Source organism: Clostridioides sp. ES-S-0054-01 (genome assembly GCA_021561035.1).
Classification (GTDB): Bacteria; Bacillota; Clostridia; order Peptostreptococcales; family Peptostreptococcaceae; genus Clostridioides.
On the sequence record CP067346.1, the window covers coordinates 3,227,198 to 3,242,622 of the forward strand.

The following is a 15,425-nucleotide window of genomic DNA, read 5'->3' on the forward strand; positions in this document are numbered from 1 at the left end:
TTTCCCCCCGTCATCATAGTATACTTTAATGAATATTACATATTAGCTTTTTTGTGAGCTATTAATGCCATCTTAAGTGCAGTTGCACCATCCATTTTTCCATATGTATTTTGATCTATTATTACATATGGTACATTTTTAGGCTCTAGTATAGGTTTTATGTAATCAAGTCTATGAGCTATTTGTGGTCCTATAACTAGTACATCACAATTATCAACCTCATTTTTTAATAAATCTACTGGTATTGCTTTAAATTCAAAATCATCAGAATTTAATTTTTTACTATTTTTTACAGTGTTCTCCATGTTTTTCATTAGCATTGTAGTCGAAAATCCACCTGCACAACATAATATTATTCTCATTTTTACGCCTCCTTAGATTCAAATATATCTATTAATTTTTCTATTAAATCTCTAGATAACTGTGAAGTCATGTAATGATCCTGAGCATGTACCATTAATAAACTCACCATTGACTTACTCTCACAATCTCCAGATAATTCACTTTGTATTAATGCAGTTTGTGCATTATGAGCTTCTATATCTATTTTTCTAGCTTCTTCCATACAAGCTCTAGCTCCTTCATAATCACCTTCTTTCACTTTATTTAAAGCTTCAAATGACTTTGTTTTACTATCCCCTGAAGAAACTATTATCTCCATTATTTTCACTTCTAAATTTTCCATGCTTACCTCCTATGTTGTTAAATAAACTTTAATATATCACTGTACTTCTCCATACTCATATCATTAATAACAGCAGTACATAAATTGATAACCTCTTCAACATCCCTCATATCTACCATTGAATAATTTCCATGACAGTATCTTAAAGGAACACCTAAAACTATAGCTAATTTTCCTTCATTTACTAGATGTGCATTTCCAGCATCTGTTCCTCCGCCACTAAACATATCGCACTGGAATTTTATATCATACTTAGTTGCCAAGTCTTTCATATAATTTAAGAACTTTTTATTAGGAATCATTGTCTTATCATAATGCACTATCATACAGCCTTTAGATAATTGGCGTTGATTTGTGTAATTTCTAATTAAATCTGGTGCACAAGCAACATCTATAGCAAACACTACATCAGGATTCACTACTTTTGATGCCGTTTTACCTCCTCTTATCCCAACTTCTTCGGAACTTGTGTACACAAGGTATACATCATTGTCATTCTTTTTTATTTGATTAATTCTTCTATCTATCTCTTTAAGTACATAACATCCTACTCTATCGTCTAAAGCCTTTGCCATAAGTACATTTTCACTTAACATTTCACTATCACTAGCAAAGCATACTATATCTCCTATGTTTATGCCTAAAGCATCAACCTCTTTAGCTGTACTTACTCCTACATCTACATATACATCTTTTACTTTGTGATTTTCATCATATGAACAATTCATAAGCCCTTTTACCTTAGTCCCATCAACTTTGCTTATATTTACTTTTTGGAAAGACTTTGCACTATCTTTAACTCCACCAACAGTAATTAAATGTAGCATTCCAATATCACTTATATGTCTTACCATAAATCCAACTTCATCCATATGAGCACAAAACATTATTTTTAATCCTTCACCTCTATGGTGAACTATCATACCTCCTAAGTTATCAAAACTAATTTCTCCATTTATATTCTCAGCTAATATCTCCCTTATTTCTTGTTCATTTGAAGCTATTCCATCTGCCTCACATAGTTTTTTTAAATAATCTATACTCATACGATTACCCTCTATATTCTTTGATTTATTAAAGCTACAAATTCTTTGAATGTTTTAGCATTTACAAGTAGTCGAACAGTTTCTATATCATTCATTATTTCATATAAACTGCTACTAATTTTTTTATAAAGTCCAATATTTTCTTTTTTTAAACAAATCATAAATATTAAAGAAACTTTTTTACCTTCAAATACTATTGGATTTTGTAAAATCTTTACTGAAATTAAATTCTCATTTCCATCAATATCTATAGGATGAGGTGTTGCAACTCCATTTATATATATATTTGTTGCAAAGGACTCTCTTTTCAAAACCTTCTCAGAGTATCCATAATTTCCTGCACCTTTTAATTCTATATTTTTAGACATATCTTCTAAACATTCAATATAATCTATTGAATCATTGTCTATATTAAAATAGTCACTTCTTAAAAATTTACTGATAAATGCTTGACCTTTATTTTCTAAAGAGTACTCCTTAAATTTTTCAAACATAATCAACTCTTTAATTCTTAAAATATCATAATCATCTAAAAGTTCTTTTATATATACAATAGGTACTTCTAGTTTTATATCTAGTTCACAAATCGAGAAGATAATATCTGGATTAAATTTTTCTAATTCTTTCATCTGTATAAGAGAGAAAGTTTTTATATTAGTTTTTTCAAACAAACTACTTATCTTAAATTTTATTAACTGAGCACTTCCACCACCTGATGAGCATACTATTGCTATTGAATTATACTTTCTAAATTCATAGATAGCTTGCTTTTCCATATTCATAGCAAAGTATGTAGCTATAAACCCAATTTCATCTCTTTGGATTTTAACATTATACTTTTTATACATTATTTTTCCTAGTAATATAGCTATATTAAAAGCAACTGGATATTTAATTTGTATTTCATCTATAAGTGGATTTTGATAAGATATACTAAAGGTTGACCTTTCTAATAATTCTGTCAAATGATTTAGTAATGACTTTTTAAATTCTTCATCTTCATTAAAATATGTATTATTTTCTTTCTGAACCTCCCATGACTAAAGTCACAGGGTTCCTGCTTCATAGAATTTTGCATACTAAAATATGTATTCTCCACAGGCTATCCCCGCAGTTCCTACGGTTCTTACATAAGTTATTTATTTTGAACTGTTATTAGTCTTAATCCTTCTTTTAATATATTTATACTTGCATTTATATCTCTATCGTGAGTTTCATTACAACAAGGACAAATCCATTCTCTTATATTTAAGTTCTTCACTTCCTCGTTTTTGTACCCACATTTATTGCATATTTGCGAACTTGCAAAGAACTTACCTACCTTTACAATTTGTCTATCATGCCAATTAGCCTTGTATTCTAATTGACGAACAAATTCTGACCACGACACATCAGAAATAGAGAGAGATAGTTTACGATTTTTAATCATGTTCTTTACTTGTAAATCTTCTATGCAAATAATATCATTCTCTTTTATTAATTTAGTAGATAATTTTTGTAGAAAATCCTTCCTTTGATTAGCTATATGTTCTTGAAGTCTTGCAACTTTTAACCTTGCTTTATTTCTATTTAAACTACCGATTGTTTTTCTCGATAATTCTCTTTGTAATTTAGAAAGTTTTCTTAATGACTTCTTAAGATACTTAGGATTTTCTATAAATTGTCCACAACTTGAGATACAAAATTCTTTAATTCCTAAATCTAGACCTATCTGATTATTAGTATTTTCAAATGCTTCAATATTTACATCAGTACAGCATAATGATACATAATATCTACCACTTGGTTCTTTAGATATAGTAGCATTAAGTATCCTCCCTTGAGGTACTTGTTTATCCCTTATTTTAACCATACCAAGTTTAGGTAATTTTATATATTGACTAAAGTACATAATGTTTCCATTTGTAAAGTTAGTTTTATATGAAAATCTATTAGTTTTCTTTGATTTAAATTTAGGAAATCCTGCCTTTTCTTTAAAGAATTTTTCATATGCGTTTTCTAAATCTTTTAAGGTGTTTTGTAGTGAAAATTTGTCAGGTTCTTTAAGCCACTTTAATTCTTTTTTTAAATTGGTCAAATCAGAACTGCACTGTTTATAAGTAAAAGTTTCTTTATCATTTTTATAAACTTCTATTCTTTTAGCAAGATATTTATTATATACAAATCTACAACATCCAAAAGTTTTGTTAATTAACTCTTGCTGTTTTTTATTTGGATACATTCTAAACTTATAAGCTTTTTCCACTACTATTACCTCACTTTACCTGTTTTTTCTGATTAATTAATATATTTTCTTATCTGCTCCCCTGTATTTTATGATACAGTAGCAACTAAATATATTAATTAAATCTTCTTCAATTTCATTTGTTAATACTGGAAGTCTATATTTTACACACCATGCTATATGGTATTGTACTAAATATACATATCTGGGTCACTTCAATTTTTCATCACCCATCCTAATATTAACAAGCGCAATTTTTTTAAACAAGTATTTTAAAGAATTTTATATTTATTTTTAAATAACATATTTAAGAACCGTAAGTCTTAACTTTTATCATTTTTGAGGTTGTCGTTCACATAAGTTCGCTACTACCTATGCAGTTCTCTTATGAACTTCTTACACTTTCATGTAAGCACAGACTATATCTTATCCTTCGGCATTATCCGTTAAGGTCTACCCACTTCCACTACCAATAGCTTGTAGTGTACTTCCCTCAAGAGGAATAGTCGTTGAAGTTTCTCCTATTCGGAGCTTACCTGCTGATTGCCCATTTTAAAGTACTTAGGGTTTAACCTTATACCATCTAACCAATTTTTTCTACTTTCGTAACTTTCACACTTAGGTTTATTTCATCCTTATGTTTTAGTTTGGTTAGCTTTAGGGGTTTTTAGCAATTCAAGTAGTATTGGATAGGTTCTATCCTATCTCTACATATAAGTTTCCCTATATGCTGACTACCTTAGCTACTAGTTCACGACTAAAGTCACGAGTATGCGTAGCTATTTTTTAATCAAATTTCTCTAAAAAATCTTCTAAGTCATCTCTTAAGCTATCTGCACCTCCTTGTGTGCTAAATTTTTGTCTAGCTTTTTTCTTTATCAAAGATTGCAATATCTTGTAATCTTCATTAGATAAATTTAATTCATATTCATTGGTATTATCATCTAGTTCTAATAATTTAGCTTGCTTATCTATATACATAGTTACTTTTAACCAAGATAGTATTTCTTTTAGCTCCATATAATTTATGGTCAAATTATTTTCCTTTAAGTTATTAATAAATTTTTCCTGAATTTTTTTAAAATCGTTTTCCAGACTACTATCAATATACTCTTTTATAATTTCATTTTCTTTTATATAAAGGTCTACTATTAATTCTCTCCTTTCTTTCATGCTATTTATAATTTTTAATCCATAGTGAGACTTTCTTTCTAGATTAAGATTATATTTTTCTAAATAAGAATCAATATCTTCTTTATATCCTTTTACTACTGACCTACTTGTCTTTAACTTTCTTAATATCTTGTCAATAGTTATATAATCTTCATTTAAGATAATACATGAAATTATATTTTCAGCGTTTAACTTAGGTTGGTCTAAATACTCAGACAACTCAACTTTAAATTTTTCAAATAAAGCATTATCTTTAATCTCTAATAAATAGCCTAATCCTCTTTTTTGTATTATTTTAAAACCTTTATTACTAGATACTTTAGATAAATACGAAAAGTCATTTTGTAGTGTTCTTTTAGATACAGAATACTTATCTATAAAATACGTTATAGATAGATACTTATTTGTGTCATTTAAATCATTTATAATATTTAATATTCGCATTCTTACACCTCCCTATTATCCATAATAGTTTTTATTCTTACATTCTAAAAAATACTGTAGAATTATTTCATTTTTTATCATTGTATAATTTAATATCGATTTGTGTAAGATGCTTATATTGTTATTATATTTTCTACACAATACTTTTAAAAGGTTTTTAATTTCACTATAAAATGAAATTAAAAACCTAATACATTACCTATTTATACCACAGCAACTTCACTATTCTCTATGCAATTATATGTTTATACAAATATTAGTTTTTTCCATGTTATAACTTTAGTACTAGTTTTATACTTGACAATTTGTTTAAACATATTATAATTAAGTTATAAATTACAGGAGGTATCAAGTATGAAAAATTGGTGGAAAAAAGCAACTGTCTATCAAATATATCCAAAAAGTTTTAAAGATAGCAACAATGATGGTATAGGTGATATAAATGGTATTATAGAAAAGTTAGATTATCTTTCTTTTTTAGGTGTTGATTTATTATGGTTGACTCCTATGTATGTTTCACCTCAAAGAGATAATGGGTATGATATAGAAGATTATTATAATATAGACCCAAGATATGGCACAATAAGCGACTTTGAAAAACTCTTAAAAGAAGCTCATAAAAGAGACATAAAAATAATGATGGATATGGTTTTAAACCATACATCTACTGAACATAAGTGGTTCAAAGAATCTAAAAAAAGCAAAGACAATCCATATCGTGATTATTATTTCTGGAAGGACACTAAACCTGATGGTTCTGTCCCTAATAACTGGATATCTAGATTTAGTGGAACTGCTTGGAAATACGATGAGACTACGAATCAATACTACTTACATTTATTTGAAGAAACTCAAGCTGATTTAAACTGGGAAAATGAAAAAGTCCGTGAAGAATGTTACAAAATACTAGAATTTTGGGCTGATAAAGGTATTGATGGTTTTCGTTTAGATGTAGTCAACCTATTATCTAAAACACCTGGATTACCTGATGACCCTATAACAGGTCCAAAAGGAGATGGAAGAACTCACTACGCTGATGGTCCTCGTATACATGAATATTTGCATAACATGAATCAAAAAGTTTTCAAACCTAAAAACATAGTTACTGTAGGTGAAATGTCATCTACTACACCCGAAGAGTGTATTAATTATACTAGAGAAAATCGAGAAGAATTATCTATGGTTTTCAGCTTCCATCATATGAAAACAGACTATAAAGGAGGCGTAAAATGGACTAATAAAATGTTTTCTTTAGATAAATTAAGAAAAGCACAATCTGACTTCCAATATAAAATGTATGAAGGAAAAGGATGGAATGCTCTATTTTACTCTAATCATGACCAACCTAGAGCTTTATCTAGATTTGGAGATGATAGATTTTTTCGTCAAGAAAGTGCTAAGATGTTAGCTATAACACTATTTGGTTTACAGGGTACTACCTACATATATCAGGGTGAAGAAATAGGTATGACAAATGCCTACTTTACTAAAATAGATGAATATGATGATGCCGAAAGTAAGAATGCATACTATGATATGATTAAATCTGGTATTGATGAAAGGGAAGCATTGATTATACTTCAACAAAAATCTAGAGATAACGCTCGTACTCCTATGCAATGGGATAATACTATTTATAAGGGATTTTCTAATCATAAACCTTGGTTAAAAGTTAATAATGACAATATTAGTGTAGAAAATGAACTTAAGGATTCTCGTTCAGTATTTTACACTTATCAAAGATTAATAAAATATCGTAAGCAATATGATATTTTTACAGAAGGTAATTACAGATTGTTAGATGAAAATCATAAAAATCTATTTATTTATGAAAGAGAATATAAAAACCAAAATCTCCTTGTTATAAGTAACTTTACTCATGATAATGTAGTGTATAAATTACCTGAAACTTATTTGAATAAATTAAACTACACGATACTTGAAACCAATTATACTAGAGGTACAATTGAGAGTGAAATGGAAATAAAACCTTACGAAAGTATAATGATATATTATAAATAAAATTATATTAAGCCTATTTTTAATATTTACATTCTATGCAACTAGAGCAGTCAAAAAATAAAGTTATTTATGTAAAAAATGGTATAACACCAAAGTGTTATACCGAGTATCCTAAACTCAAAATAATCTTTATAAAATCTCTGCAAATTACAAGAATTATTTGACTTCAACATCATTATATTTCTTTGAGTATACTTTAGTCATATAGAAATATATAGGAACTACAATTATCATTCCACCTAATCCCCAAACTATCTTCATAGGTTCATCGATACCTGCTTTTATTAGTAATAATATACTTATAATAACTGCAAATATTGGTATAATCGCTCCTCCAGGTATCCTAAAATTTACATCTTTACCAGCATACTTCTTTCTTAATATTAATACAGCTAAGCAGGTAGGAATATATTGAATAAATCTAGATACAACACTTATTTGAGATAATGTTGTAAATGAACCCGACCACGCTATTAGTAGAGTTCCTATAACAGATACTATAATTGCTATATACGGAGCTCCATTTTTATTAGTTTTTCTTATAGACTTAGGCATTAATCCTTGTTCAACCAAAGCAGCAGCAGACCTTGGTGTAAATATAGATGATGCAATATTTATACCTCCAACAGATACTATAGTTCCTATTGTAATTATATACCCACCTACAGGACCCAACATCTTAATAGCAGCATCTGCAACAGGAGTAGCTGACCCTGCTAATCCATTGCCTAATACGCCTATACTTATTCCCAGTATAAGCATATATATTACTGATACCACAAACATTACCATTACCAATGCTTTAGGTACATTTTTCTTAGGATTCTCCATATCTTTTGCTGCAACAGCTAAAGATTCAAATCCTGTAAAAGCATAAAATAAAGTTATGGATACTGCTACAAAAGCTGATGATGCACTTTGACCTTTTTGTATTATTACAAATGGTGTAAAATTAGAACCTTTTATAAAAAATAATCCTACAGCTATAAATAAAACTATTGGTAATAATTTTCCTATAGTCATTATATTGTTTAAATGCTTAGATTGTTTCATTCCCATAAAGTTTATAATCCCAAGCCCTACAACTAATATACCAATTATTATATTCTTAGTAAGTGGTTCTGCTGCTTGAGGCCATACAGATGATAGTGTTACAGCAAAGAAATTTGCCATAGTGGCCCAAGCAATCATACTAACTATCCACTTCATAAATCCAACTTCAAATCCAATAAAATCTCCAAACGCCTCTTTTGCATAAAGATATGGTCCACCATCAGTATCAAACCAACTACCTGCTTCAGCAAAACATAAAGCAATAGAAACAGCTAAAAACATACAAAAAACTAATACTAATATACTTGCTGGACCTATATCTGTATAAGCATCGCCAGGTAACCCAAATATACCTGACCCTATTATTGCATTGATTCCTAATAATACAATACTCCAAAAACCTAACTTAATGCCTTTTTCCATTGTTATTCCCTCCAAACCCAACTTAATATAGTCATAATTATTTTTATTTAGATGCTTCTTTAACTATTGCCATAAATATTTTTTTCATATTATCATAATCTCTAGTCATCATTTCTGGATGCCATTGTATCCCTATTACAAACTCACTTCCCTCCTTTTCTATAGCTTCAATTAAACCATCTTTAGCTGTAGCTGAAACAATATATCCTGGAGCTACTTCATTGACAACTAAGTGATGAAAACTATTAACTAAAATTTCTTTTTCGCCTAATATTTCATATAACTTTGTACCCTCCTTTATCTGTGCTGTATGTGTAGGTACATTAGATAAATGTTGCTGATTGTGTTTAATATATGCTCCTTCAATTAGAGATAAATCTTGATATAAACTACCTCCCTCAGCTACATTTATAATTTGTTCTCCTCTACATATACCTAAAACGGGTTTTTTCATATCTAAAGCATGTTTTAATAGTTTCATATCAAAAACATCTCTTTTTGGTGATATTGCACCTAGCTTATTATGAGGTTCCTCTTTCCATATAAGTGGATTTATATCTTGTCCTCCAGATAGTATAAGCGCATCTATATTAGATACTTGCTCCTTTATAATCTCATCATCATATACAATCGGTACAATATATGGTATAGCTTTACACATAACGACTGATTGTATATAGTCATTATTTACATAAGCCCTTTCATAGCCAGGAAACATTCCCCCCTCATCAATTAATAAATTACCTGATATTCCTATCACTGGATATTTCTTTTTAACCACTTTCTTCACCCCTTAACTTATTTATGAACAATAAAAAATGCTACTTTTCTATTAAAGAGCAAGTAGCATACCAATATTTTATTTATTTGAAGATTATAATTCATTTTAGAAATACTTTTTCTAAATACTAGTAATATAAATAACTTTATTAATTTATATTTTTTTCTTCTGTTTAATTTGACTTTTTTAAATACTCCTAAACTTAATTAATAGGTAAAATAGGTATTTATACTTTCCTTTTTATTTACCTATTAAATAATATTTAATATATTTTTACCTCTTCTATTTAATTCGCTTCCCTTTCGACCTGATTCACATATTATTAAATCTAACTCTTTAAGGATATTAAGTATCCCCCTTACCTCACCTTCAGTTATACCATAACCTAATTCATTTATTAAATTGACAATACTATTTCTTCCAATGTTTTTATTAAGATTATTAGCATTTCTTAAGCATTTCATTACTAATTTTACTTTTTCTATAGATGTTCTATCTTTTAATATACTTATTTCTTTACTATAATCCTCAGTTATATTTAGTAAATTATGAGGTAAATCATTAATTAAAATAGTATACTCAGAGCTCATAATATTAATATACATAGCTGTATTTTTTAACTCTCTTATGTTACCTGGCCATTGATATGAATTAATAATATCTTCAACATCTTGACTAATTTTCTTCTTTCTTTTCATAAAATACTTTAACATAAATTCTATGTCTTCTTTTCTCTCTCTTAAAGGTGGTATGTTTATAGGCAATACATTTATCCTATAATATAAATCTGCTCTAAATCTATCTTCTTTTATCATTTCTAACAAATTTTTATTTGTAGCTGCAATTACTCTAACATCAATATCTATTACATTTTCTCCTCCAACTCTCATGACTTGATTTTCTTGTAATACCCTAAGTAATTTGCTTTGTAAGTATATAGGCATGTCCCCTATCTCATCTAAAAATATAGTTCCGTTATTAGCCTGTTCAAATAAGCCTTTTTTACCTCCCCTTAAAGCTCCTGTAAAAGCACCTTCTTCATATCCAAAAAGTTCACTTTCAAGTAGATTTTCTGGCATAGCTGCACAGTTTATTGCTATAAATGGTTGACTATGCCTTGGTGATGCATTATGAATAGACTGAGCCATTAGTTCTTTTCCTGTTCCACTTTCTCCAGTTATAAGAACTGTATAATCAGATTCAGCTATTTTCATACCTAAGTCCTTAGTTCTTTCCATCTTCAGTGATACTGTTTTTATATCATCAAAAGTATATCTAGCCACTTGACCCTTTTCTCTAAGCTTCCTTGATAAGTTTTGTTCTAATTTTCTTATGTAAGTTATTTCTTGAATACAAAAATAATATCCAGTAACCTTTCCAAAACTTTCTATATTATATTTATTTACATTTAAATATTTATTATTAAGCTTTATAACTTCATCATGTGCCTTACTTAACCTAAAAATCTTTTTAATATTCTCATTCTCTAATTCATCTATATTTTTTCCTATAATATCACCTTGAATATCTAGTATATCACTTAAACTATTATTACAGATAATTACGTTTCCCTTATCTGATACCATTGCCATACCTAAGTTTGACAAGTTTATTATGGAATTTAATTCATCTGTTTTTATAGTAAGTTCCTTATATTTAGTATTTATTCCCGAATATAAACTAATCACTTCATCTGTATACTTAATTAACCTATCAGTAATTTCCTTATCATCCAATTTGAGTTTTGCTATTATTTGAATAAAGGTTGAACTATCAATATATCTATGCCCTAAATCAATAACTTCTTCTATATATTTAGGAACTAAATCTGCCTCTCCTGGCGTTATAGCTATCTTAATGTTTCTATATTCTTCATTAGGATTATATGGTATAAAATTTAAGTGATTTATTCCTATATTACATAGATTAGATATTGTTTCCAATATAGTATGACTATTGTCATTTACTACTAATACATCTATTCCTTCTGGTAATGAAAATAACTTGTATATCTCCTTTTGCTTTATACTCCTATTTATAGTTATTATTTTTGAGACATCTTTTACATATTTTTTTATTTTTAATACTCTATCATCTATCATTACTAATATTATGTCACCTTTTATCGATTCCTTTTCTGTTATTTTATTTAAATAATAGTTTTTTATTATTACTTTATCTTTAAATATCAGTTCTAGATTTTTATTTAAAAAACATTCTAATTTAGATAGACCATCAGTTACTACTGCTATTGTTTTCATTTTATTACTCCTTTTAAAATATACTCTACTCTTTTATAATACACATTTGGTTTTCACTTTTACACTACCAAAAAATCCTGCATTTTTTACATTTATGTAGAGCAAAAATTGTGCCAATTTGATAATTTTCTTACTTTTTATTTTAAAGTTTCTCAATAGTATCTACAAACTTAACCTTTATAGCTTATAAGTCTTTATATTATTAATCTATTTTTATAGATTAAATTATACAAATCATATATCACTTTTACCTTTTAAATTCATTATAAAAAAGATGGAATAACGAATCGTTACTCCATCTTTCTTTATGATAAAAAATTGTATTATATTGACACTATTTACTACTCTTATAAACATAAACAGTATCTACATACTATAACTTTTCACCATTAGATTCTATTACTTGTTTATACCAGTTAAAACTCTTCTTCTTAATCCTAGATAAGTCTCCACTTCCATCATCATACTTATCTACGTATATAAATCCATATCTCTTAGCCATCTCACCAGTAGATGCACTTACTAAGTCTATGCATCCCCATGGAGTATATCCAAATAAATCAACACCATCTTCTACAGCTTCCTTCATTTGCTCTATATGCTCTTTTAAATATTCTATACGATAGTCATCATTTATTACTCCATTAGGTTCTTTTTTATCGTAAGCTCCTAAACCATTTTCAACTACCATCATAGGTATTCTATATCTATCGTAAATTTCATTTAGTGCATATCTAAGTCCTTTAGGGTCTATTTGCCAGCCCCATTCACTAGACTTAAGATATGGATTTTTTACTCCACCTAATATATTGCCACTTGTATTAGCTTCTTTAGAATTACTACTTACACATGTAGACATATAGTAACTAAATGTATAGAAATCTACACAACCTTCTTTTAAAATTTCTAAATCTCCTTTTTCCACTTTTATTTCAATATTATTTTCTCCAAAATACCTATTCATATAAGTTGGATATTCGCCACGCACTTGTACATCTCCACAGAAATAATTCATTACTCTACTGTCTCTTTGAGTTTTAACTACATCATCTGGATTACAAGTATAAGGATACATTGTTGCAAATATTTGCATACATCCAACTTGGTAATTTGAATCTACTTCATGAGCTAACTTAACAGCCTTAGCACTTGCTACAAATTGATGATGTAACCCTTGAAAACGAAGTTGAGGTATATCTACTTGGTTTATAAAATCTGTAGTCCCTTCATTTAATATCCCCTGCGATAAGTATCCTCCCATAGGCATAGTAGCTGAATTTATTTCATTAAATGTTAACCAATATTTTACTTTTCCTTTGTATCTTTTAAATATTGTTTCACAGTAATTCATATATAAGCCTATTACCTCTCTTGAAACCCATCCATTGTATTTCTCTGTTATTGCGAAGGGTACTTCATAGTGAGATATTGTTATTAATGGTTCTATATTATATTTTAAACATTCATCTATTACATTCTCATAAAACTTAAGCCCTGCTTCATTTGGTTCTTTCTCCATTCCAGTTGGAAATATTCTAGTCCATGCTATTGAAAATCTAAATACCTTAAATCCCATTTCTGCAAATAAAGCTATATCTTCCTTATATCTGTGATAAAAATCTATTGCTTCATGACTTGGATAGAACGTCCCTTCTTCTATAATTCTTGTTATTCTTTTACTTACTGTATGAGAACCTCCTGTACACATATCTGAGCAAGATGGACCTTTCCCATCTACATTCCAAGCTCCTTCACATTGATTTGCAGCTGTTGCTCCACCCCATAAAAAATCTTTTTTAAATGCCATATCTATATACCCCCTATTCTAATTCTTTACCATTTGATGCTATCACTTTTTTATACCAGTCAAAACTCTTCTTTTTACTGCGTTTTAAAGTTCCATTTCCATCATTATCTTTATCTACATATATAAATCCATAACGCTTTTTCATTTCTCCAGTACTAGCACTTACTAAGTCAATACATCCCCACGGAGTATATCCTAATAATTCTACACCATCTAATTCAACGGCATCTATCATAGCTTTTATATGAGCACGTAAATAATCAATTCTATAATCATCATTTATATTGCCGTTTTCATCTGGAGTATCTACTGCTCCTAGTCCATTTTCAACTATAAATAATGGTTTTTGATAGCGGTCATATAAAGAGTTCATAGTTATTCTAAGCCCTAGTGGGTCTATTTGCCATCCCCACTCACTCGCATCTAAGTATGGATTTTTAAGACTTGCAAAAACATTTCCTTCTGTTAAAATATTTACTTCAGGGTCTGCACTTGTAAGTCTTGATGAATAATATGAGAACGATATAAAATCTACTGTGTTCTCTTTAAGTATCTTTTTATCATCTTCTTCCATCACTATATCTATTCCTTTTCGCTCCAATTCTTTTAGTGCATATCTTGGATATTCTCCACGAGATTGTACATCTATAAAAAAGTAGTTTTCCCTATCTTTTTCTATAGATTTCCATACATCTAATGGGTTACAAGTGTTTGCATAAGTGTTTCCTGCTGCTAACATACACCCTATTTTAAATTCTGGATTTATGTCATGAGCTAGTTTAGTAGCTAATGCACTTGCAACTAATTGATGATGAGCAGCTTGGTATTTTGTTTGTTCTTCATTTTCACCTTCTGCTATATATAGCCCTGCACCTATAAATGGTAAATGAAGTATCATATTTATTTCATTAAATGTTAGCCAATACTTCACCTTGTCTTTGAATCTTGTAAATATAGCTTCGCAATATTTTACATATAAATCTACTAATTTGCGATTTCTCCATGCTCCATATTTTTCTACTAAATACATAGGAACATCAAAGTGGCAAATTGTTACAAGTGGTTCTATCCCATACTTTAAACACTCATCAAATAAATCTTCATAGAATTTTAGTCCCTCTTCATTTGGAACCTCCTCAATTCCTGTTGGAAATATTCTAGTCCATGCTATTGACATACGATAACATTTAAAGCCCATCTCTGCAAACAATTTTATATCATCTTTGTAATTGTGATACATATCTATTGCTTCATGTGCTGGGTAATAATGCTCATCATCACATTCAAACATTTTCATTTTCCCAGCCAAAACTGGAAATCTATCTTTTCCCTGTGGTGTAACATCAACATTAGCAAGACCTCTGCCACCTTCTTTATATCCACCCTCACATTGATTTGCGGCTGTTGCTCCACCCCATAAAAAATCTTTTCTAAGTGCCATAACTCTACCTCCAATAATTTATTTATAGTAAATCTATTTTTAAATAAAAATACGTATATCCAATT

12 protein-coding genes and 1 pseudogene are annotated in these 15,425 nt (G+C 28.8%); 1 reads left to right on the plus strand and 12 read right to left on the minus strand.

What is annotated here, in order from left to right; all coding sequences use genetic code 11:
* Positions 1-35: 35 nt before the first annotated feature.
* The 7 genes and pseudogenes from JJC02_14860 to JJC02_14890 all read right to left on the minus strand — a co-directional run bounded on the left by JJC02_14860 (position 36) and on the right by JJC02_14890 (position 5,572).
* Complete coding sequence (locus JJC02_14860; GenBank protein ID UDN54159.1) at positions 36-362, minus strand: PTS sugar transporter subunit IIB; 327 nt, start codon at positions 360-362, stop codon at positions 36-38.
* Between the two features lie 2 nt (positions 363-364).
* A complete protein-coding gene (locus tag JJC02_14865) occupies positions 365-685 on the minus strand; it encodes a PTS lactose/cellobiose transporter subunit IIA (GenBank protein ID UDN54160.1) in 321 nt (106 codons plus the stop codon).
* Between the two features lie 17 nt (positions 686-702).
* Positions 703-1,731 (minus strand): aminopeptidase, encoded by a 1,029-nt coding sequence (gene ypdE / locus JJC02_14870; protein UDN54161.1) that lies wholly within the window; start codon positions 1,729-1,731, stop codon positions 703-705.
* Positions 1,732-1,742: 11 nt separating this feature from the next.
* Positions 1,743-2,696, minus strand: coding sequence for a PTS sugar transporter subunit IIA (locus tag JJC02_14875; protein UDN54162.1), 954 nt, complete (start codon positions 2,694-2,696; stop codon positions 1,743-1,745).
* A gap of 170 nt (positions 2,697-2,866) precedes the next feature.
* Positions 2,867-3,976, minus strand: a complete 1,110-nt coding sequence (locus JJC02_14880) for a transposase (GenBank protein UDN54163.1) — start codon at positions 3,974-3,976, stop codon at positions 2,867-2,869.
* Positions 3,977-4,066: 90 nt separating this feature from the next.
* Positions 4,067-4,135: pseudogene (locus tag JJC02_14885) on the minus strand (IS200/IS605 family transposase).
* 606 nt (positions 4,136-4,741) lie between these two features.
* Complete coding sequence (locus JJC02_14890; GenBank protein UDN54164.1) at positions 4,742-5,572, minus strand: HTH domain-containing protein; 831 nt, start codon at positions 5,570-5,572, stop codon at positions 4,742-4,744.
* Between the two features lie 354 nt (positions 5,573-5,926).
* On the opposite strand from JJC02_14890, the gene JJC02_14895 reads away from it, so the two are divergent.
* On the plus strand, positions 5,927-7,594 hold the full coding sequence (locus JJC02_14895; GenBank protein ID UDN54165.1) for an alpha,alpha-phosphotrehalase: 1,668 nt from the start codon (positions 5,927-5,929) through the stop codon (positions 7,592-7,594).
* Positions 7,595-7,750: 156 nt separating this feature from the next.
* On the opposite strand, the gene JJC02_14900 is transcribed toward JJC02_14895, so the two are convergent.
* From JJC02_14900 to ascB, 5 genes are all read right to left on the minus strand, one after another.
* Positions 7,751-9,070 carry an amino acid permease gene (locus JJC02_14900; protein UDN54166.1) on the minus strand — a complete coding sequence of 440 codons (1,320 nt, stop codon included), beginning with the start codon at positions 9,068-9,070 and terminating at the stop codon, positions 7,751-7,753.
* Between the two features lie 43 nt (positions 9,071-9,113).
* The gene (locus JJC02_14905) at positions 9,114-9,860 is read right to left on the minus strand and encodes a gamma-glutamyl-gamma-aminobutyrate hydrolase family protein (GenBank protein UDN54167.1); all 747 of its coding nucleotides are present in this window, start codon (positions 9,858-9,860) and stop codon (positions 9,114-9,116) included.
* A gap of 242 nt (positions 9,861-10,102) precedes the next feature.
* A complete protein-coding gene (locus JJC02_14910; protein UDN54168.1) occupies positions 10,103-12,112 on the minus strand; it encodes a sigma 54-interacting transcriptional regulator in 2,010 nt (669 codons plus the stop codon).
* A 373-nt stretch (positions 12,113-12,485) separates the two neighbouring features.
* Positions 12,486-13,919 (minus strand): glycoside hydrolase family 1 protein, encoded by a 1,434-nt coding sequence (locus JJC02_14915; protein ID UDN54169.1) that lies wholly within the window; start codon positions 13,917-13,919, stop codon positions 12,486-12,488.
* Positions 13,920-13,932: 13 nt separating this feature from the next.
* Positions 13,933-15,360 carry a 6-phospho-beta-glucosidase gene (gene ascB, locus JJC02_14920; protein UDN54170.1) on the minus strand — a complete coding sequence of 476 codons (1,428 nt, stop codon included), beginning with the start codon at positions 15,358-15,360 and terminating at the stop codon, positions 13,933-13,935.
* Between the last annotated feature and the right edge of the window lie 65 nt (positions 15,361-15,425).

What these genes read in the sequence shown, in the direction of transcription:
- ascB (UDN54170.1), bottom strand. Translation starts at nt 15,360, where the DNA reads ATGGCACTTAGAAAAGATTTTTTATGGGGTGGAGCAACAGCCGCAAAT.
- JJC02_14890 (UDN54164.1), bottom strand. Translation starts at nt 5,572, where the DNA reads ATGCGAATATTAAATATTATAAATGATTTAAATGACACAAATAAGTAT.
- JJC02_14860 (UDN54159.1), bottom strand. Translation starts at nt 362, where the DNA reads ATGAGAATAATATTATGTTGTGCAGGTGGATTTTCGACTACAATGCTA.
- ypdE (UDN54161.1), bottom strand. Translation starts at nt 1,731, where the DNA reads ATGAGTATAGATTATTTAAAAAAACTATGTGAGGCAGATGGAATAGCT.
- JJC02_14910 (UDN54168.1), bottom strand. Translation starts at nt 12,112, where the DNA reads ATGAAAACAATAGCAGTAGTAACTGATGGTCTATCTAAATTAGAATGT.
- JJC02_14895 (UDN54165.1), top strand. Translation starts at nt 5,927, where the DNA reads ATGAAAAATTGGTGGAAAAAAGCAACTGTCTATCAAATATATCCAAAA.
- JJC02_14915 (UDN54169.1), bottom strand. Translation starts at nt 13,919, where the DNA reads ATGGCATTTAAAAAAGATTTTTTATGGGGTGGAGCAACAGCTGCAAAT.
- JJC02_14865 (UDN54160.1), bottom strand. Translation starts at nt 685, where the DNA reads ATGGAAAATTTAGAAGTGAAAATAATGGAGATAATAGTTTCTTCAGGG.
- JJC02_14900 (UDN54166.1), bottom strand. Translation starts at nt 9,070, where the DNA reads ATGGAAAAAGGCATTAAGTTAGGTTTTTGGAGTATTGTATTATTAGGA.